General features: G+C 43.5%; 19 protein-coding genes. 3 read left to right on the plus strand and 16 right to left on the minus strand.

All coding sequences use genetic code 11. From position 1 onward, the window contains the following. Positions 1-47: 47 nt before the first annotated feature. The 14 genes from L1070_RS01660 to yceD form a co-directional block, all read right to left on the minus strand. Entirely contained in the window at positions 48-1,901 is a 1,854-nt protein-coding gene (locus tag L1070_RS01660; RefSeq protein WP_237124220.1) for a metallophosphatase, read from the minus strand. Next, positions 1,888-2,679: a YchF/TatD family DNA exonuclease gene (locus L1070_RS01665; protein ID WP_070985150.1), complete on the minus strand. Its 792-nt coding sequence runs from the start codon at positions 2,677-2,679 to the stop codon at positions 1,888-1,890. The genes L1070_RS01660 and L1070_RS01665 overlap by 14 nt, the downstream gene beginning before the upstream one ends. An 8-nt stretch (positions 2,680-2,687) precedes the next feature. Beyond that, entirely contained in the window at positions 2,688-3,014 is a 327-nt protein-coding gene (locus L1070_RS01670) for a PilZ domain-containing protein (protein ID WP_070985148.1), read from the minus strand. 8 nt (positions 3,015-3,022) lie between these two features. Continuing rightward, positions 3,023-3,922 carry a DNA polymerase III subunit delta' gene (gene holB / locus L1070_RS01675; protein WP_237124221.1) on the minus strand — a complete coding sequence of 300 codons (900 nt, stop codon included), beginning with the start codon at positions 3,920-3,922 and terminating at the stop codon, positions 3,023-3,025. After that, on the minus strand, positions 3,922-4,551 hold the full coding sequence (tmk, locus tag L1070_RS01680) for a dTMP kinase (protein WP_237124222.1): 630 nt from the start codon (positions 4,549-4,551) through the stop codon (positions 3,922-3,924). Before tmk ends, holB begins: the two co-directional genes overlap by 1 nt. Continuing rightward, complete coding sequence (gene mltG / locus L1070_RS01685) at positions 4,541-5,530, minus strand: endolytic transglycosylase MltG (protein ID WP_070985141.1); 990 nt, start codon at positions 5,528-5,530, stop codon at positions 4,541-4,543. Before mltG ends, tmk begins: the two co-directional genes overlap by 11 nt. After that, positions 5,527-6,312, minus strand: a complete 786-nt coding sequence (gene pabC / locus L1070_RS01690) for an aminodeoxychorismate lyase (RefSeq protein ID WP_237124223.1) — start codon at positions 6,310-6,312, stop codon at positions 5,527-5,529. The genes mltG and pabC overlap by 4 nt, the downstream gene beginning before the upstream one ends. 58 nt (positions 6,313-6,370) lie before the next feature. Continuing rightward, complete coding sequence (fabF, locus tag L1070_RS01695; protein ID WP_237124224.1) at positions 6,371-7,609, minus strand: beta-ketoacyl-ACP synthase II; 1,239 nt, start codon at positions 7,607-7,609, stop codon at positions 6,371-6,373. Positions 7,610-7,693: 84 nt separating this feature from the next. Then, positions 7,694-7,930: an acyl carrier protein gene (gene acpP / locus L1070_RS01700; protein ID WP_070985135.1), complete on the minus strand. Its 237-nt coding sequence runs from the start codon at positions 7,928-7,930 to the stop codon at positions 7,694-7,696. 217 nt (positions 7,931-8,147) lie between these two features. Then, on the minus strand, positions 8,148-8,894 hold the full coding sequence (gene fabG, locus L1070_RS01705; protein WP_070985133.1) for a 3-oxoacyl-ACP reductase FabG: 747 nt from the start codon (positions 8,892-8,894) through the stop codon (positions 8,148-8,150). A gap of 18 nt (positions 8,895-8,912) precedes the next feature. Further along, positions 8,913-9,839: an ACP S-malonyltransferase gene (gene fabD, locus L1070_RS01710; protein ID WP_237124225.1), complete on the minus strand. Its 927-nt coding sequence runs from the start codon at positions 9,837-9,839 to the stop codon at positions 8,913-8,915. A gap of 55 nt (positions 9,840-9,894) precedes the next feature. Next, positions 9,895-10,947, minus strand: a complete 1,053-nt coding sequence (gene plsX / locus L1070_RS01715; protein WP_070985130.1) for a phosphate acyltransferase PlsX — start codon at positions 10,945-10,947, stop codon at positions 9,895-9,897. 11 nt (positions 10,948-10,958) lie between these two features. Beyond that, on the minus strand, positions 10,959-11,129 hold the full coding sequence (rpmF, locus tag L1070_RS01720) for a 50S ribosomal protein L32 (protein WP_070985127.1): 171 nt from the start codon (positions 11,127-11,129) through the stop codon (positions 10,959-10,961). A gap of 10 nt (positions 11,130-11,139) precedes the next feature. Next, positions 11,140-11,664: a 23S rRNA accumulation protein YceD gene (yceD, locus tag L1070_RS01725; protein ID WP_237124226.1), complete on the minus strand. Its 525-nt coding sequence runs from the start codon at positions 11,662-11,664 to the stop codon at positions 11,140-11,142. A gap of 119 nt (positions 11,665-11,783) precedes the next feature. Here yceD and L1070_RS01730 point away from each other — a divergent pair, with 119 nt between their 5' ends. Further along, positions 11,784-12,383 (plus strand): nucleoside triphosphate pyrophosphatase, encoded by a 600-nt coding sequence (locus L1070_RS01730; RefSeq protein WP_237124227.1) that lies wholly within the window; start codon positions 11,784-11,786, stop codon positions 12,381-12,383. On the opposite strand, the gene L1070_RS01735 is transcribed toward L1070_RS01730, so the two are convergent. Both L1070_RS01735 and rluC read right to left on the minus strand, forming a co-directional pair. Next, entirely contained in the window at positions 12,333-13,004 is a 672-nt protein-coding gene (locus L1070_RS01735; RefSeq protein ID WP_237124228.1) for an HAD-IA family hydrolase, read from the minus strand. The two genes, L1070_RS01730 and L1070_RS01735, sit on opposite strands and share 51 nt — an antisense overlap. Beyond that, the gene (rluC, locus tag L1070_RS01740; protein ID WP_237124229.1) at positions 13,005-13,958 is read right to left on the minus strand and encodes a 23S rRNA pseudouridine(955/2504/2580) synthase RluC; all 954 of its coding nucleotides are present in this window, start codon (positions 13,956-13,958) and stop codon (positions 13,005-13,007) included. It abuts the gene before it with no gap. Positions 13,959-14,466: 508 nt separating this feature from the next. On the opposite strand from rluC, the gene rne reads away from it, so the two are divergent. Next, a complete protein-coding gene (rne, locus tag L1070_RS01745; protein WP_237124230.1) occupies positions 14,467-17,766 on the plus strand; it encodes a ribonuclease E in 3,300 nt (1,099 codons plus the stop codon). A gap of 409 nt (positions 17,767-18,175) precedes the next feature. Next, the gene (locus L1070_RS01750; RefSeq protein ID WP_237124231.1) at positions 18,176-21,538 is read left to right on the plus strand and encodes a sialidase family protein; all 3,363 of its coding nucleotides are present in this window, start codon (positions 18,176-18,178) and stop codon (positions 21,536-21,538) included. Positions 21,539-21,598 lie beyond the last annotated feature (60 nt).

Genomic DNA, 21,598 nt, shown 5'->3' on the forward strand with positions numbered 1-21,598 from the left:
AGGTACGAAAAACATCACACTATTACTGGCGTCAGTCTCAACCGTGTTTACTCTAACGTGAACTCTCTAACCCTGCCGTCATTATGCAATAATTGATAACGAGCAAGTTTGCCTTGTTCAAGGGTGACTAAACTAATAGCGCTATCGGAGATAAGGTATGGCTGCTTAGCTGACTGTGTGAGTAAAGGGTGCTTATTCACCTCCATATGCCAGCGCTTAGTGAAGTAATTCAGCGGACTCCATGGAGCGTATAGAATTGAGTCTAGTTTATCCAAACATTTAATTAACGTTTTAGGGAATTCATTTTTTATCCCTGATGCCGTCAATTGCCATATTCTATTGTCATGTTTGCCAAACCGACTTTGTACAGAGAAACAGAATGAGTAGTGCACATCACCGGATAGAATGATGGTTTCTTTTGGGGTATCTGCGCGTCGAAATATTTCTAACAACTTTCTGGCCGATCCCTCATGTGCCATCCAGTTTTCAACGTCAACCAACAACGGCTGACCACAGAAATTAAAGATAGATTGTATAGCTTCGATGGATTTGACACCAAATACCGGTGCGGGTGACACCAAAATAACTTCTCGCTCATCCACCAAGGTATCTTCTAGCTCCATCAGCATTTCCCAATCTAACAAACCGCTTGGCTCATTAAAATTCTGCTCGTTTCGCCAGCGATGTGTTCGCGTATCAAGTACTACAACTTTGGGGATTGTATCTAAACAATAATGCCAGTTTCCAAACCGATTAAGGGCTTTATCCATGGCTTTAAAGTGCCACCGGTCGACGTGCAAACTTCGCTCAAACTCAGCACATAAGCTACCACTTTGTGCCATTGCATCATTGCCTAGTCCCTGAAACAGCCAGTAGCTCAATAAACCACTATTAATAATCCTACGACTGCTTTTGTGTGCGGCGATTGCCTGCTCCCATCTAGCTGTCAGGTTCCAGTCATCCGTTACATCATGATCGTCAAACATCATCAACGTGGGAATATTCGCAAACAAACGCTGTGCTTTTGGTAAATCTTCCACAAATTGCATGATGGCTTCATACTGCGATGCAAAAGATTTTTGGGATTTGTTATTGGTTCCCTGATACGTCAACTGGCTATAATCAATCAGCTGCCAACTCGTGGCACTAAAGTTTAGTAAGTAGCAGGCAATAAACTCCTGAAAGTAAACCAAGTGATTACCCGCACTAAGGCTGGTAAAATGCGCTTCTCCCCTTTTAAACCAATAACTAAAGCTAAATCTAGAACAATCTTGCCATGGCGTTTTTGGTAAAAAGTGTTGCCTGTTATATAACTGCTGCTGAATATCATCAGGCAGCTCAGTAATATGTGCTTCTTCTTTGTACAGCCCCAATATTGCGACCAACTGGTTGATAGCCAATAGCATCGGACCGGCCACATCGTCAGCATAAATTTGATCGCCGGACATCAAAAGTAAGCTTGGTGTCGGTTTGCCTGCTTTTATATTTTGCTCAAACAAATCATCCGCGGCGGCTAATGAATCCCGACTGGGGTGATGTGGGTTACGACAAGAACCATGCAAGACTTGCTCAAGTTGCACAGGTACTACAAGCTGCGCAGAAGACTCTGATGTATAGCTAACAGCTTCGAGTGAATAAATATCATTATCTAGTAACAACTGATAATGCAATGGTGTATCAGCTTCAAATAGTCCTGATTTAGGCTTAACAATGAGCATTTTTAAAAAACAATACTCGCCTAGCCTGAAGGTTTTTTGTTCAGTAAGGCACTGATACCCTTCAACCTGTACGGTCACTTCATATTGTTTGCTGGTGACGATTTGCAAACAAATTGCTGCTTGCTCCGCACGCCTAAGCATTGGACCAAGCAAAACTTTGGGTAGTAACTTATCGTGTTGCATCCGAGCGCGACGCCAAACTAAATAATTTGTAGAAGTTATTGGTCGTCGCTTGTGCTAACTCTTTATAACTGATCCCTTTTAAATCAGCAACGTAATAAGCAACATCCTGTACATATGCGGGTTGATTGGTTTTTCCTCGGTGTGGTACGGGTGCCAAATAAGGAGAATCAGTTTCGATCAACAACCTATCCAGTGGGAGCTTTTTTACAACGTCCTTCAACTCAACAGCATTTTTGAACGTAACTATGCCAGATATTGAAATGTAGAAGCCCAAATCTAACGCCTGTTTTGCCATCTCCCAGTCTTCGGTAAAACAATGCAAAACGCCACCACAATTTTGAGCGTTATGTGACTTCATTAAGTTGATAGTATCGGCTTTAGCGTCACGTGTGTGAACGATCAGCGGTTTATTTAATTCATTGGCAACCTGGATATGACCAACAAAGCTATCTTGCTGGACCTTATGAGTATCTTGAGAGTAATAATAATCTAACCCCGTTTCACCGATAGCCACTACTTTGGGGTGTGTCGCCAAAGTGCTCAATCTTGCCTTATCCAATACGTCTTTCTGATCAAGTGGATGTACACCGCACGAGGCCGACACATCATCATACACAGAGATAACGTCAAGCATGCTGGGGAATTGATCCAAGGTGACACTCACACATAAAAAGTGCTCTACTTGTTTAGCACGCGCTGCGGCTAGGATCTCGGGTAATTGCTGGCCAAGCTTATCAAAATCAAGTCTATCTAAATGGCAATGTGAATCTACAATCATAACTACTCTTACATGGTGTAGGTGGGTTTATCAGAATTTAACGCTGTGCCCAGCTGCTTTATTATACGGTCATTTACTCGGTCAGGATCCTCAATAAAACTCACGCCAGCACCAGGTGGATTGGAGTTTTGAGCGCCTTGCGGTGTGATCCAAACAACCTTACCAACAATCCGGTGCTCTTCAATTTCATCGGGCAAAGTAACACGTAACACTACATTTTGACCTAACTCAAAGCGTGCATTGCTCTTAACAAAAAGCCCGCCTTGTTTTAAGGTTGCCATATAGCATCGGTATAACTCATCTGGTTCTTGGAGATCTAAGAGCAATTCTTGCACTGGTTTTCCTATTCAATGATATTTTTTATTGTATTCATTAGCTTATTAAGTCCCAGCGATTGGTTTAAACCCAATATTTGACGCGTATCTGACATAAATTGATTGAGCGCCGCCTGCCCTTCGCTATAAGCCTGATACGAAAGCCCTTCTAACAGTTTTGCTTTTAGCTTTTGTTGCATAAATACACAAAATACTTCAAGCAATTCAGGGTGATCATTTAAAATGCCCTGTACCTGATTGAAATTATGACTTGCTTTGATACCACATGCAAATCTGTATAACAGATCAACTTTTTCAAACACCCCCTCATTGAACCACATCGCTATTTTTAAGGGTTGATGAGCAAAGTGTGTCAACCAAGGAAACACCTGCTCCTGTGGGAGCATATTCTGCAGCCACTGTTGTGCATGTTGGGGGTCTGTTACTGTGACTTGAACTTTGTTACAGCGGCTTAAAATGGTCGCTGAGAGCTGACTTAAATCATCACTTGTCAGCAATAAATATCGGCCAGTATTCGGCTCTTCAAGTGTTTTCAGTAATGCATTTGCCGCTGAGTGAGTCATTTTGTGGGCATTGGCAATAACGGCAACCTTACGCCCACCTTGCTGTGCCGAGTGGTGGACAAAATCAGCCAGCTCACGAATAGCATCCACAGAAATACTCTGCCCTTGAGGCGCGATACACAGCAAATCTGGATGGGTTTGAGCCGCAATCAACAAACAGCTTTTACACATGCCACACGCTGTAAGCTGTTGATGTTGCTCACATAGAATTGCTTGAGCCAGCTGTTTGGCCAGCTCTTGCTTGCCTACCCCTGATGGGCCATGGAACAACTGGGCATGGTGAAAGCGCCCCTGCTGCTGGCTAAGCCTAAAATACTGCCAAAGCCCTTCATGCCACTGGTACATTATCCGCGTACCTGCTGAAAAAACTGCTCCAATGCGCGAATAATATCGGCATGTACTTGTTCAATACTCTGGTTAGCGTTGATTGTCACACAGTGTTCATCTTCTTCAGCCAGCTGCAAATAACGCGCTCTGGTGCGCTCGAAAAAGCTTAAAGCCTCTAGCTCTATTCTGTCTAATTCACCTCTGCCTTTAGCCCTTGCCAACCCAACTTGTGGTGGAATATCCAAGTACAGTGTAAGGTTAGGCTTGAGCCCCTTTAATACGATATCGGCCAAAGAAGATAAGGTGCTTATTGGCAAGCCACGACCTCCACCTTGATATGCCTGAGAAGACATATCATGCCTATCTGCCAACACCCACTGACCTTTATCTAGTGCTGGACGAATGACATTATGTAACAGTTGTGCGCGCGCCGCATACATCATCAGCAGCTCCGATTCAGCAGCTACTTTTTCCACATGCTGCTGTTTGATAAGGTCTCTCAAAGACTCAGCTAAAGGCGTTCCTCCGGGTTCCCGTGTTTGCACAAAATCAATTTCATGCTGTCGCAAAAATTGTTGGCATATGGCCATAGCCGTTGACTTTCCGGCTCCTTCAAGGCCTTCTATTACAATAAATTTAGCTGTCATTATTACTCTTTAGAATATACTTTTGTACCGCTTGATTATGTTCGCGTAAACTTTTTGAAAACTGGTGTTGTCCATTACCTTTAGACACAAAATAGTAATACGGTGTCTGCTTAGGTTGAGTCGCCGCATAAATCGCTTCAGCTGAGGGCATTGCAATTGGGGTCGGCGGCAACCCTTTAATTCTATATGTATTGTACGGGGTATGCTCTTTTAGATGTCGACGTTTAATGTCTCCGTCAAACTCATCTCCCAAACCGTAAATCACCGTGGGGTCAGTTTGCAAACGCATATTGCGATTCAAACGATTAATAAACACCGATGCTATGGTTGCTCGTTCGGGTGCATGCCCTGTTTCTTTCTCAATAATAGATGCCAAGATCAATGCTTGATACGGCTCATTTAAAGGCAAAGCATCCATTCGCTGCTGCCACGCATGTTGCAATACCGATTGCATCTTCTCTTTTGCGCGGTTTAACACTGCGCTTGCAGACGTATAGGCTTCATAATGGTAGGTTTCAGGTAATAGCCACCCTTCTGGCGCACCATCAACCTGCATTGCTTCTATGAGCTTTTGCTCATCATTTGGATAAACAACATACGGGCTGCTTTTTAATTTCTTTAAAATGTTTTGGAACGTATCCCCCGCGATGATGGTAAAACTAAATTGCTTCTGTTCACCACGATGTATTTTGTTTACAGCCTGAAGAACCGTCATCCCGCTTAGTTCATATACACCCGCCTTTAAATGAAACAATTCCGGCACAAATTTAGAATAAACTTGGTACTTAAAACACGATTCTACATAGCCCTTAGTTTGCCAGTCTTTGCACAAACGATTAAATCCAGTACCGGGAGTGACTTCATACAATTCAGTTGTTATTTTTAACGGCTCACTTTTGAGGCTCTGAACGCTGTAATAGATGTAAACGGATATTCCTAGCAGTGTTAGTAGGAGAAATAAGGATATTTTTTTTATCATAACACCCCAGACTCTAATTGAGATTTGAGCTTACGCGCAAGAGATAAATCAAATAACTGCTCGCCCAAGGAACGAACAAATATGCACCCCATCAAACTATTACACACGAACAGCGCATCCATTGCTTGTAAATCTTTGCGGCTCATATCTACCCTTTGAATATGGTTATTTCGTTCAAGATGCTGCAAATATACGCCTAAAATACCACAGTTATGCAATGTGGGCGTATACACTTTACCCCCCCTCATAGCAATTAAATTACCAACGGACGCTTCAATAACATTACCACTGATGTCTTCCACCAATACATCATCACAATCATATTGCTGCGCTTCTTGTTTGATGAGCACTTGCTCCAAGCGATTTAAGGTTTTTAGTCCAGCAAGCAACGGCTGATGACCCAATTTGGTTTGTGCATACTGTAAACGAAGACCGCTATCGTGCAAGGCTGGGTAATGGGCCGGATAAGGTGATGTTTGAACGATTACCGTGGGTGTTGCGTGCTCTGGTGGTAAATATCCTCTTCCTCCTTCGCCGCGAGTTACTACTATCTTAAGTACCCCTTGGGAGGTGCTGGCACATACATCCTTGCAGTATTTATCTAGACTTTGCCAGTCTAGTTGTGAAAAACCTAACCGTTGTTGACAGGTTCGCAATCGCTGCAAATGCAAGTCCCACAACAATATCTGGCCATGCTGAACATGCGCTGTGGTAAAGAAGCCATCGCCGTATAGTAGCCCTCGATCGTAACTGGATATTGATTTTTCTTGTTTTATTTCCATATCCTACCCACAAAAAAGCCCAGCGTAGCCAGGCTCTTTATTAGATGCCTACTTGGCATTATACCTTTTTAAATAGCAACGAGCCATTGGTTCCACCAAAGCCAAACGAGTTACAAAGTGCATATTCAAGCTTTGCGTCTCGTGCTGTGTGAGGTACATAATCTAAATCACACCCTTCATCTGGATTATCCAAATTAATGGTAGGCGTGACTTGCTGATTCACAAGTGATAAGGCTGTAATAATAGACTCAACCGAACCCGCAGCTCCGAGTAAGTGTCCCATCATAGACTTAGATGAACTCACCATAACTTGTTGCGCAGCATCACCAAACACCGATTTCACTGCTTGCGTTTCAGCTTTGTCCCCCGCATGCGTAGACGTACCGTGAGCATTAATATAGCCAACTTGTTGGGCATTAATACCCGCATCATTTAAGGCATTTTGCATCGCAAGCGCCGCGCCCGACCCGTCCTCCGGTGGAGAAGTCATATGGTAAGCATCACCACTCATACCAAAGCCTACCAGCTCTGCGTAGATTTTTGCACCACGCGCTTTTGCGTGTTCGTACTCTTCAAGTACCATCACACCAGCACCATCCGCCAGCACAAAACCATCACGGTCTCTATCCCAAGGACGAGAGGCTGCTTGCGGATCGTCATTGCGAGATGACAAGGCGCGAGCCGCACAGAACCCACCCATACCTATCGGTGTAGATGCTTTCTCAGCACCACCAGCTACCATAGCATCAGCATCGCCATACGCTATCATACGCGCAGCATGACCAATGTTATGCAAACCCGTTGTGCACGCCGTAACGATTGAAATATTTGGGCCACGCAAATTGTGCATAATTGAAAGGTGACCAGATATCATATTGATAATGGTCGACGGCACATAAAATGGTGATAATTTTCGTGGACCACTGTTTAACAGCTTAATATGGTTTTCTTCAATCAGTGTTAAACCACCAATCCCAGAGCCTACGGCTACGCCGATGCGATGGGCATTGTCATCAGTCACTTCCAACCCTGAGTCTTGAATTGCTTGCACACCCGCCGCGATACCATACTGGATAAATAAATCCATTTTCTTGGTTTCTTTTTTAGGCATATACAGGGTTGCATCAAAGTCGTTGACCAGGCCCGCAAATTTGGTTCCGAAAGATGATGTGTCAAAGTGAGTGATGTTTTCGATGCCGCTACGGCCATCTAATAAGCCCTGCCAGGTTGACGCTACATCGTTACCCAGCGGCGTCAACATACCCAAGCCAGTTACTACGACTCGACGTTTAGCCACGGTTTCCTCCAAAAAAGGGATTATTATTTTATGAGGGGAATAAAAAAACTAAGGGCAGCGAATGCTGCCCTGAGTGTTCGCTAATTACTCAGCGTGAGCAGTAACGTAATCGATCGCTGCTTGAACAGTAGTGATTTTCTCTGCTTCTTCATCAGGGATCTCAGTATCGAACTCTTCTTCAAGAGCCATTACAAGTTCAACAGTATCTAGAGAGTCAGCACCTAAATCATCAACGAAAGACGCTTCTGATTTCACTTCTTCTTCTTTAACACCTAGTTGCTCGATAATGATTTTTTTTACGCGTTCTTGAATATCGCTCATTCTTCTTTCCTTTATTAAAACGCATTTGCGTTATTTTCAGATTGCGGCGTAGTTTACGGCGCATAATACTGTGATTCAAGGATTTGCTCAGAATTTTTTGTCTGGTCAAACCTCTTAGCTAATATTTTCTACTTTTATCGCTCATTTTAATAGCAATTTCAAGTATGTTTGCAGCAAGATCACAAAAAATTAAACTGACATGTGACCTGTACCGAATTTATACCATGTACATCGCGCCATTTACGTGCAATGTTTCGCCAGATACGTATGCAGCAGCATCTGATGCCAAATAACAAACCGCTGCAGCAATTTCTTCTGGCTGACCTAAACGTCCTGCCGGCACGTTTGCAAGCGTTGCCGCTTTTTGCTCATCTGTAAGCTCGTTGGTCATATCTGTTTGAATAAATCCAGGTGCGATGACATTAACAGTAATGCCACGAGAAGCGACTTCACGTGCTAGCGACTTAGAAAAACCAATTACGCCCGCTTTCGCTGCTGCATAGTTAGCTTGTCCAGCATTACCCATTGTACCCACTACCGAACCAATATTGATGATACGGCCAGACTTTTTCTTCATCATTGGGCGTAATACAGCCTTTGACAAACGATAGATAGAGCTGAGGTTAGTGTCAATAATATCGTCCCACTCACTGTCTTTCATGCGCATCAATAAGTTATCACGAGTGATCCCTGCATTGTTAACCAGTACATCAACATCGCCTAAATCGGCTTTGATAGCGGCCAACGTCGTCGCGATTGAGTCTGCATCGGTTACATTCAGTGCATAGCCTTTACCATTAGCGCCAAGATAATCACTGATTTTTTCAGCACCAGACTCACTTGTTGCTGTACCTGCCACCTTAGCACCTTGTGCAACCAAAGCTTGCGCAACAGCCTTGCCTATGCCTCGGCTCGCACCAGTCACTAAAATGACCTTTCCTTCTAATGAAAATAGTTTACTCATGGTATTAGTCTTCTCTAATTATTTTGCTGCAGATATAGAGGCAATGTCGTTCACGGCACTGCATGCAACAGATTTATCAATACGTTTTGCTAATCCAGCTAACACTTTTCCTGGTCCAAACTCGTAAGCCTGAGTGATGCCTTGCTTCGCTAGTAGTTGTACAGTTTCGGTCCAACGTACAGGGCTGTATAACTGACGCACAAGTGCATCTTTAACTTCTTGTTCAGTTGTAGCAACAGCCACGTCTACATTGTTGATCACGTCGAATTTAGCTTTTGCAAAGTTTAAATCAGCCAAATCAGCTGCTAGCTTTTGTGCAGCTGGCTTCATCAATTCACAGTGAGAAGGCACGCTAACAGCAAGTGGCATTGCACGTTTAGCGCCAGCTTCTTTACACGCTTGCGAGGCGCGCTCAACGGCTTCTTTGTGGCCCGCAATCACAACTTGGCCAGGAGAATTATAATTAACTGGTGACACAATTTGTTCGCCAGCGACTTCACCGCAAACCGCCTCGATCGCAGCATCATCGAGGCCGATGATCGCCGCCATTGAGCCAACCCCTGCAGGCACAGCTTCTTGCATGTACAAGCCACGATTCTCAACCAGCTTCACGGCTTTGGCAAGAGACACGACACCCGCACATACTAAAGCTGAGTATTCACCTAGACTGTGGCCTGCCATAACTACTTTTTGCTCTTGGTTTTCACTTAACCAATGGCGATAAATAGCCACACTTGCGGTTAATAACGCAGGTTGTGTACGGTGAGTTTGGTTTAGCTCTTCCTCTGGACCATTGGATACCAATGCAGCGAGGTCATAGCCTAATGCTTCTGAAGCCTCAGCGAATGTCTGTTTTACGATTTCTGAGGACTCTAATAATTCTGACAACATGCCAACGGCTTGTGAGCCTTGGCCTGGAAACAAAAGTGCAATTTTTTGTGACATATTGTGCTCTTCTAGATAATTATTACGCCACGTAAATTCGGTTACGACAAAACTGTTATTTGCCGAATGACGATGGCGGATGTTCTGATTTTGCTGCTATCTGCGCAAAAGTTGCTTGAATCTTTTCTGGAATGCGGCGTTCTACTTCTCTGGCGGCTTCCTCAATCGCAGCAAGAAATGCTTTATTCGAGGCATTTCCATGACTTTTCACTACAATACCCCGCAATCCTACCAGACTTGCGCCGTTATACTGGTCGGGGTTCACCCTTTTATATAGTTTTTTTATAACTGGGCGTAAAGCTAAAGCTAATATTCGGTACAAAACGTGCTTTTTAAGCGCTTTTGTAAACTTATGCATAATAAGTTTGGCAATCCCCTCGCAGGTTTTTAACGCTACATTACCAACAAACCCCTCACATACAATCACATCCGCTTTGCCAGAAAACATGTCACTGCCCTCGCAATAGCCTTGGTAATTAATATGTTCAGTGCTTTTCATCAATTTTGCTGCTTGCTTAATGCCCTCATGGCCCTTGATATCTTCTGAGCCGATATTGAGCAAACAAACTTTAGGACGTTCAATAGAGAGTGCCTGACCCGCTACGATGGACCCCATAATTCCAAATTGAAATAACGTTTCAGCATCACAGTGAACGTTCGCACCAAGGTCTAGTAAGTATACTGGTTGCTTCTTTTCTGTTGGCACGGAAGAGATTAACGCTGGACGCTTAATGCCAGGCAACATTTTTAATACATAATGTGCCATAAAAAATAGCGCGCCAGTATTACCTGAGCTTACACAAGCTTGTGCTTGGCCTTCTTTAACAAGATCCAAGGCAATGCGCATGGAAGAAGCTTTTTTATTTCGCAAAGCTAAAGCAGGTTCACAGCTATTGGTGACCACTTCTGGACAATGTTTGATGATCAAACGGGGGTGATTGAGCGAGTCGAGCTTACTTAAACCATCACTGATAACGACTTCGTTACCACAAAGCAGTAGCGTTAAGTTGGGGTGCTTATTAACAGCATTGACTGCTGCAGGGATAGATGAACGGGGGCCGTAATCGCCCCCCATCATATCTAACGCTATGGTTAGATGAGTCAGCATAAAGCAATCTCTTAGTTAGAAATTACTTTAACGCCTTTGTAGTAACCATCTGCAGTCACGTGGTGACGACGGTGAGTCTCACCTGAAACTTGATCTACAGTTAAAGCTGGTCCACTGATAGCATCGTGTGAACGACGCATGCCACGACGTGCGCGAGACTTTTTGCTTTTTTGTACTGCCATTAGCCTTCTCCTAAGAATCTTTCTTAAGTTGTTTTAAAATTTCAAATGGATTTGGTTTGCTCTCTTGCGATTCTATTTCTCCGAAGCTGGCAGGCTCGTCAGAATAGGCGCATGATGCTTCGTTGTGCATAGGAACAATTGGAATTGCTAAAATCAATTCGTCTTCTATAAGTTGACGAAGATTGATTTCACCTTCTTCATTTAGTTCCACCACATCGTAGCATTCGGGAAGATCATCCGACTCTGAACCTAATCCAACAGGAGAATAAGCAAAGTCTTGTACCAAATCCAACCCTAATTCATCATTACATCGCTGACAAATAACAGAAAGGTGTGCGCGAATAGTTCCGCTAACAACAACTAACCCTTGCTCATCATTTTTGCAATGAATGTTTACCGCTATTTCACCTGATTGATCTTGTACAACTTGCTCTAGACGAGAAAGTTCTTCAAGCTGAACAACTCCGTCATAACTTAAACGGCGCTGAGCGGCTCTACAAGGATCAAGGGTGATGGGAATTTTCACCTTTTGCATAGGGGCTGCATCATATAGATAGTTAGTAGCTTAGTCAAAATAAAAATCAAACTTTCCTTTGTTTTTCGCGTTATTGCACCCTATCCTACCGGCATTGTTCAATTGACCCGTGAGTATTTATGAAAATACCCCTTATTCTAGCTTCAAGTTCTCCATTTAGGCAGTCGATTTTAAAAAAATTCAACTTACCTTTTGATTACTTTTCACCCAACATTGATGAGTCACCACTTGAGGGTGAGTCAGCAGAGCAGTTAGTGCTGCGACTCAGTGAGCTAAAAGCTAAAAGTGCCCAACAACATTTTGCAAAAGGCCTAGTCATTGGCTCTGATCAAGTAGCACTCCACAAAACCAGCATCTTGGGTAAACCGCACAATAAAGAAAACGCTATCAAACAATTGTGTCGTTTTAGTGGCGACAAAGTTACATTTTTAACGGGTCTGTGCTTGTATGACATTGAGTCAGATACTGCAACAACCATCCTAGAGCCCTTTCACGTGCACTTCAAAGAGCTTACTGAAGCGCAAGTTTCAGCATATTGCGACGCAGAGCAGCCCTATCAATGTGCTGGGAGCTTTAAAAGTGAAGGATTAGGGATCTGCTTATTTGAAAAGCTTGAAGGAGACGACCCCAATAGCTTAGTCGGTCTCCCTTTAATTCGTCTTAACCAGTTACTCGCAGAGCGCGGCTTCGACGTTTTGAGCTTGCAGCCTCATTGCTAGCTCAGCATAGCCTTCACAAATAGCCAGTGCACAGCTTTGTTCAAGTTGCTCCACACTGGCAGCACCACAACTCATTGCAATGGCATCAATGCCACTGTTTTGAGCCATCTTCATATCGAGTAAAGAGTCACCTATCATAAGTGCATCTTCTGGCTCAATATCCAGCTCAGCTAAGATTTGCAGGATCATATCGGGGTCTGGCTTAGATTTAGCGTCATCCGCGGTACGGGTTGTTACAAAGCAGTCGCCTAATCCTGATTTTGCGAGCATATTCTCAAGCCCTGAGCGGCCTTTTCCCGTCGCAACTGCAAGTAACACGCCTTGCGCTTTTAAACTGCGAATATATTCTTCAGCGCCTTCAAACAGTGGTGTATCGGTATTATCGCCATGTTTGTACTGGTGTTGATAAGCTTGAGCAAGCGCTGCCCAATGCGCTTGCTCGTGCGGAAATAGTGTGGCTACAGCCTTATCTAGTGATAAACCAATAATTGCTGCGGCCCTTTCATCACTGGGTATAGCAACACCCACGCTCTTTGCTGCGAGCTTCAACGTGTTGACGATTTTTGGCACGGAATCCATTACCGTTCCATCCCAATCGAAAATAACTAACTTATATTGCATTTACTCTTCCTTTAGGGTCTTCAAACAATTCGTTAGCGCCTTGTCCAGTGGCGCTTCAACGTGAACTGTAGTTTCTGTTTTAGGATGTAAAAAGCGTAAATCGTGGGCATGAAGAAACAACCTGTTTAAGCCACGCTCTCGCATTTTTGCATCAAACACCTGATCACCATACTTGTCATCACACGCGATTGGGTGACCTTTGCACTGAGTATGAACACGGATCTGATGTGTACGCCCCGTTACAGGTGACGCCTGTACTAAAGTACAGCCATTGAAACGTTCTAACACTCTAAAACGTGTGTGAGAAGGTTTACCTTGCTCTTCATCCACACGCACCACCCGCTCGCCTGATTGTAATGTATTTTTACGTAGCGGCTCGGTAACATTTTTGACCTTGGCAGCCCATTCGCCACAAACCAATGCCCAGTAGTTTTTTTCCATAGTTTTTTCACGCAACTGCTCGTGAAGTCCCTTTAATATGGAACGACGTTTTGAAATTAATAAACAGCCTGACGTATCTCTGTCCAAACGGTGAACTAATTCCAGACTTTTTTCATCTGGCCTGAGTACGCGCAATGCTTCTATTAAACCGTAACTTAGGCCACTCCCGCCATGCACCGCCATTCCAGACGGTTTATTAATAACTATCAGATATTTATCTTCAAAGATGATAGCATCTTCCAACGCTGATATTTTATCTAAGTTACGTGGCACAAACTCTTCGCGTTCGGCGGTTTTAATTGGCGGAATACGTACCAGATCATCAATTTGCAGGCGGTACACCGGTTTGACGCGTTTTTTATTTACTCGTACTTCGCCTTTGCGCAAAATTTTATACACCGCACTCTTTGGCACCCCTTTTAAATGGGTAACCAAAAAGTTATCAATCCTTTGACCCTCTTGATCTTCGGTAATGGTAACGAAGCTAACTTTTAAACCGGACTTTTCTGACATTGCCTAATCACTGATTTGAGTAATAATTTAGTTGCTATCACGAGGGTATTAGTGGGATAATCGGCTCGCAATTTTGCGAAACCGCTTTTTTAATCGCAAAATACTAATCGTGAAGCACATCATGGGTGTCAGATCATACAGATTGAAGCTGGGATTTCCAAAGCTTTTGTCACACCCGAAAAAACACGTGCGTTTAACCCCTTACGGTGCGCGTAATAGATCGTAAGTGAGATTAAGCACGATTAAAAAACAGAAAAAGCAAGAAATAAATATATTTGTCTGATAGTTAGCAACGCCGAGCCATTTAGCCCGTGCGAAAACCAAATGCAAATGCATCGCCCAATACAGAGCAGAGTTTGGCCAAATCCAAATCTGGTATTGCAAGGCAGGTTACTGTGAAATGTTCTTATTTTCCCCAGTCGTGAGACTGCATTAAAACCAATAGAACACTAAATTGGCTCCCGCTGAGACAGTCAGGCTCGACTAAATTTGAAAGTAGAGTAACAATATGAAACGTATGCTGATCAATGCCACGCAGCAAGAAGAAATGCGCGTAGCACTGGTTGACGGCCAAAGGCTATACGATCTTGATATCGAAAGCCCAGGTCACGAACAGAAAAAAGCCAATATATACAAGGGTAAAATTACCCGCATCGAACCCTCTTTAGAAGCCGCCTTCGTTGATTATGGTGCCGAGCGCCACGGTTTCCTTCCTCTTAAAGAAATTGCTAAAACATACTTCCCGAGTGGTTATACCTTCAATGGCCGTCCCAATATTAAGGATGTGATCAAAGAAGGTCAGGAAGTGATTGTTCAAGTTGATAAAGAAGAACGTGGTCAAAAAGGCGCTGCATTAACAACCTTTATCAGCGTAGCGGGTAGTTATTTGGTGTTGATGCCAAATAACCCTAGAGCGGGTGGTATTTCTCGCCGTATTGAGGGTGATGAACGTATTGAACTTAAAGAAGCGCTAAGCCGTTTAGAATTACCTAAAGGCATGGGGCTTATCGTGCGTACCGCTGGTGTAGGCAAATCGTACGAAGAACTTGAATACGACCTGAAAGCCTTGCTAGTGCACTGGCAAGCCATTCAAGAAGCTGCCAATAGTGGTAAAGCGCCATTCTTAATTCACCAAGAAAGTAATGTTATTTTCCGTGCTATTCGCGACTACCTACGTCGTGATATTGGTGAGATTCTTATCGATAAAGCTCGCGTATTTGAAGAAGCTAAAGCTCATATCGAGCGCTTTAGACCTGATTTCATGAATCGTGTTAAGCTTTATCAAAATGATGTGCCGCTATTCACACATTACCAAATTGAAAGCCAAATCGAATCGGCTTTCCAACGCGAGGTGCGATTACCTTCTGGTGGCTCAATCGTTATTGACCCAACTGAAGCGCTAACGTCTATCGATATCAACTCCTCTAAAGCTACCAAAGGTGGAGATATCGAAGAAACAGCACTCAATACCAACTTAGAGGCGGCAGACGAAATTGCACGTCAGTTGCGTTTACGTGACTTAGGTGGTTTGATTGTTATCGACTTTATCGATATGACCCCACCGCGCCACCAGCGAGAAGTTGAAAACCGTTTGAAAGATGCTGTTCGCCCTGACCGTGCGCGTGTACAAATTGGCAAAATTTCACGTTTTGGTTTGTTAGAAATGTCGCGACAGCGTTTGCGTCCAAGCCTAGGTGAAGCAAGCCAGCATTCATGCCCTCGCTGTAGTGGCCAAGGAACTATTCGTTCAAATGAGTCGATTGCCCTATCAATCTTACGTTTGATTGAAGAAGAAGCAATTAAAGACAACACCGCTCAAGTGAATGCCCAAGTACCTGTCACTGTTGGTGCTTTCCTCTTAAACGAAAAGCGCAAGTCAGTACATCGTATTGAAAAGCGTCACAATTGTGATGTGGTCATTATTCCAAATCAACATATGGAAACGCCACATTACGAAGTAATACGCCTGCGTAAGGATGAAACATCTCAGGCGGCAAGCTATGAGCAGATGACAGTACCAGAGCCTGAAGTGCTTGAAGTTTCTCGCGCTCCTTCGGCTGTTAGAGAAGAACCTGTACTTAAAGGTGTTGTGATGCCTACCGCTCCTGCACCGACACCAACAGCTGAAAAACCTGCAAAAGCGCCTGTAACTAAGTCAGAGCCTGGCCTGTTAGAGCGTATTGGTAATTGGTTGAAAGGCTTATTTAGTTCTGACACTGCGCCAGAGAAAGAAGTAGAACAGAAAAAGTCCTCCGCGCAAAAGCCTCGCCGTAGTAATGACAACCGTCGTCGCGGGCAAAATCGTCGCCGCAATAATGCGAAGAAAAGAGACGATCAACCACAAAGCGGTAATACACAGCAGGAAGCTCACAGCTCAGATAACCGTTCATCTACAGACAATCGTGAAAAAGGCGAAGGTCGTAATAAACGTCGCCGTCAAAACCAGCGCAAGCGTAATAATGATGCAAATAAAGCTGAAACACAAAGCACGACTGAGTCACAAAAAACTGAGGTAGAAGCTAAAGAAACTAAGGTTAAGCCACGTCGTCAGCGTCGTAACTTACGCAAGAAAGTACGCTTAGACGATCAGGTTGATGCAAACACTACTTCAAAAGATGACTCAACTGTTGCAGCACAAGATGTACAAGCGGTGGAAAATGTCCCTACGCAAACAACACCAAGTGAAGTTGAGCGCACTGAAGAAGTGTCAAAGCCAGAGGTAACGACTACATCTGCTGACAATGGCGCACCACAAAAGGTTAACGAGCTAGATGCGCCAACTGTAACCTCAGAGCCGACTGAGCAAGCGGCAACACCTGATGAAGAGTCGAAAGAAGAGGCACCAAGAACACGCTCTCGTCGCTCTCCTCGTCATCTTCGTGCTGCAGGTCAGCGTCGTCGTAAACCAGAAGGTGATAAAGAAGCCGAACCTGCGTTTATACCTGTTGCTGACCAAGCTGCGGCTGAGTATGAAGCTCAGTTAAAAGCTCAAGAGCAGCACCCTGAAGTAGCTATGACTGCTGAAACTGAGGTAGAAGCGCAACAACAAGCAGCTCAAGATGCGACAAATGCTGAAGCAAGTAACACTACTGATGAAGTTGCTTCACACGATGCAGACTCTCAGGAACCTAAAGTTGTCTCTGATGCTGTTGAAGTAGATGTTGATACACAAACGGCTGAATCAGTGACTGAAGCGATTGATGAAGAGAAAGCCACAGCACAAGTTGAACCATCAACTGAGTCTGTTGAAGTAGATGCTAAAACAAATGCTGAACCATCTGCTGAAGCTGATGCACAAGTAAATGTAGAGACAACAACTGAAACAAATACTGTTGAAGGTGATGTGGATACAGGTGCAGAAACAACACTTGATGCGAATACCGATACAGAGGCTGTTGAGACAAACGTTGAAACTCAAGCAACTGAGTTAGCTACAGATACTGCAGCGGAGCCGCAAACTCAAGACGTTGAACTTGATACGACTGAAACAGTACCGGCTAAAGCAGCAATCGTTAATGAAGAGCGAGCAAAGCAAAGTCAGCACGATACAAGCCAAGAGAAGTCTCGTGTGCGCTACACCAACACGGCAAGCTCACCAATGACGAAAGCCAGTAGTGTTGATGAAGCTATAGAGGTGATCACTCCGTCGGCTATGCCTCATGAGGCACGAGAAGTGGTGGCTAACTCTGGTTTATCTGCCGGTTCTAAAGCACCTACAGGTAAAGCTAGTGCAGCAATGGCCTCAACTATGGCTTTCACCACTGTAAGTGAACGCACCTCTGAAGCTCAAACGAGCCATGCCGAATAGAAATATTCAATAATAAAAAAGGCCGCAACTGCGGCCTTTCCTTTATAAAATATCCATAAACGATACTCTCACGCTGTTATTTATTTACTTTTTCCTTATCTAAGTACTACCGCTTTCTATTTGCGTAACCACAACAACATGATTTTACTTTACATTTATTCACAGTAAAAAACTTATTTACTAAATTGATTTATATTGATTTTTGCTTACAAGCTTTGAAAAATCGACTCTAATACCCCTCATAATTATTGCAACAGTTCTAATACTTTACTATTTAGTGTAGAATTTCCCCAAAATGGAACTTTATGGAAAGTGCTGACATAATTGCACTTGAATCAACGTCGATTACTCCCTGAAGTCACAAAAACTCACCTTTACTATACTTTTGGATATATAGGAATATATAACTATGTTTGATCATTTGAATACAAGCAGAAATCTTGTTTGTATTGCTGTGGCTATGTCACTACTTAGCGCATGTGGTGGCGGAGATTCTGGCTCTGCAACTTCAACCCCGAATATTGATACGGATAAAGCCACAGAAATTGTTTATCCTCTGCAAGGGGTTGCAGTAAAGGGGCCATTACAATTTGCCGATGTCAAAATATATCAGTTCGACAAACACGCTCCCAATGGCCTTGGAAAGTTACTTGGTACTGCTGGCACCGATGAAACAGCACAAATAAAAAACCTATCACTCAAAGGCGATATAAATGACTTTTTTGTCATCGAATACTCTGCCAATGAAAGCACCATAGATATCACTACTGGGCAAAAGCCTATCTTTGGTGTATTGCGTGGCATCTTCAGCGCTGAACAAATAAAAGCAAAGCAACCTCTATACGCAACGCCTTTATCTACCTTAGTTGTAAAACTGGCCCTTAGTAAAGCTATCGCTGGGTCAACCACACTCCAAGCTATTGTCAGTGCCGAAGCACAAATAAAATCTCTGTTCACATTTGGTTTGGATAAAGGTATCAGCCTGCTCAACACTGCACCTTTACTAACAGATGCAACCGTAGCGAGCAATCAACAAAAAAATACTTGGTATGTACGAACTATCAACGAGGTTAATGCAGCTTTAGTACACCAATTACGCCTAGCCATTGGTGATGAGCAACTCACGGTTGATCACTTACTCGATCAGCTGGTTTTAGACCTTCATGATGGTAAATTAGATGCACAATCAGAAAGTGATGAACTCTCTTACAGCCTAGAACACATCGCAGTTTTACTCAGACCAATTCACACTTTAAATATACCAGGTACTGATTTACCACTAGTTTCTGAACTAAGTCGTGTGATGGCAGAGGAAACTGCTGTGACTGGCTACAGCACTGTGGATACTTCAGCTATGAGTAGTTCAGAGCTAGTGCTACGTTATTCTAGTGTGTTTACAAATATCGATATTGATGGAGATGGCATTAGCAATATCGACGATTTAGACAATGACAATGATGGGATAAACGATGTCAATGATGCTGATGATGACAATGACGGCTATGACGACACACTAGACGCATTTCCATTAGACCCAACAGAATGGCTAGATACAGACTCAGATGGTATTGGTAATAATACTGATACTGATGATGATAATGACGGTGTCAATGATGAAGAAGACGCCTTCCCACTTAACAATTCCGAATGGTTAGATACGGATAGCGATGGCATTGGTAACAATTCAGATACCGATGATGACAACGATGGTTACGAAGATGCTGCTGACGCATTTCCTTTGAACGCATCTGAGTGGTTAGACACAGATGCCGATGGAACTGGCAATAATGCGGATACCGATGATGACAATGATGGCGTGTTAGACCTCTACGATGCTTTCCCATTAGACGACCAAGAATGGTTAGACACGGACGGTGATGGTACGGGCAATAACGCAGATACTGACGACGATAATGATGAAACGCCGGATACTGAAGATGCATTCCCTACAGATCCGAATGAACAAATCGACACTGACGGTGATGGTACAGGCAATAATGCCGATGCTGACGACGACAACGATGGTTTCAACGATGATCAAGATGCCTTTCCGTTAGACAATCAGGAATGGGCGGATACTGATCTTGACGGTGTTGGTAACAACGCAGACACCGATGATGACAACGACGGTATTGCTGATGAGCTAGACGCATTTCCACTTGATGCTACTGAATCACGTGACTCTGATGGTGATGGCATTGGTGATAACCAAGACCTTGACGACGACAACGATGGTTTCAACGATGATCAAGATGCCTTTCCGTTAGACAATCAAGAGTGGGCGGATACTGATCTTGACGGTGTTGGTAACAACGCAGACACCGATGATGACAACGATGGTGTTGCTGATGAGCTAGACGCATTCCCACTTGACGCTACTGAATCGCGTGACTCTGATGGTGATGGCATTGGTGATAACCAAGACCTTGACGACGACAATGATGGCACACCGGATACGGAAGATCACATTCAGCTAGTTGGCGCACAGAATAGTTATCTGACAGGCGAACAGATCAACATCAGAGTCAAAGGGTTCGGAAATAACTTTGAGGTATTATCAGCTCGCGATGGTTGGCACGTACAATACTACACTTATGATCAAGCCTCTCCTGATAGATACATAACAAAATATACCGAGGATGGTTACTTCAACGGAAGATATGACTATGACGCTATGGAATGGATTGTCTCCTTTCCAGCAGTTGAGTATTCGGGTAGCTTCCAAACAAGAGTGTCAGTATATTGTTCCAGAGCTGATAATGTGTGTGGTGGGCAGTATAATTCTGACGGTTGGCAACAAATCGTATCCTATACCGTAGAGTGTGCATCTGGAAGCACTTGTGAATATATGCCTGACCCAGATCCTGGTGTCAACATTACGGCTCAAAAGCCTGAAGAATCGTACGCATCATCTTTGATTACACGTAGTAATGGCGATTTATTAGCACTTTACAGCGCAGGTTTTAGTCGTGTAGTCATGTCGACTTCAACAGACAATGGCCAGAGTTGGTCTGAAGGCTCATCACCACCGACTAACACCTCCAGTCGTGGTGGCTTTTTGTTTGAAGACTCAGACAACAACCTAGTTCTAGCTACTTCTTGTAATTTAGCTTCTATATGTATTTTTAAATACGAATACAATAACTGGATCGCATTTTCTGAGATAGATTTATCTGAATATAGAACATGCGATCATCCAAATGAATGTATGATCAATACGTTTGAACCGCAGTCAATGGTTCGATTGCCAAGCGGCAAGTACGTTTTAACGTACAGAGCAGCGCCAAGCAATGACTACCGCCAAACCAATATCTATACTAGAACTTCTTACAATCTAAGAGGTTGGACAGAGCAGAAATTAGCAGGTGGTTACCAAGACTATGACATTGGAGCACAAACAATACAATTGCCAGATGGTAGAGTACTCATGACCTATTACTCTAGTGAGCATCAAGCAACTATTGTTTCTATTTCCAGTGATGGTGAGAGTTTCTCGGAGATTCAGAGGCTTCAATCTAGTGGTCGATCCAACCCATCATTGATTGAGCATAATGGTGCAATAAGGTTGTTCTATTCAAGTAACAGCACTCTTTATACACGTAAGTTTAATGAAGACGAGTTGTTCTCGAATGAAATAAGTGTCAAAAGCATAGACTCTTTTGCACCAGAAGTAACTGAGCTTTCAGACGGTACGCTGGGTATTATATATAGCAAAGATTTAAACGAGCGAAGAGATGTCTTTTATGAAAATATTGGTAGATTAGAAGACTAAACCTGACAGTAAAAAGCCGGGCAATTAGCCCGGCTTTTTAGTAAACAACTAAGTGAAATT

Source organism: Pseudoalteromonas sp. MMG022 (assembly GCF_021654245.1).
Classification (GTDB): domain Bacteria; phylum Pseudomonadota; class Gammaproteobacteria; order Enterobacterales; family Alteromonadaceae; genus Pseudoalteromonas; species Pseudoalteromonas amylolytica.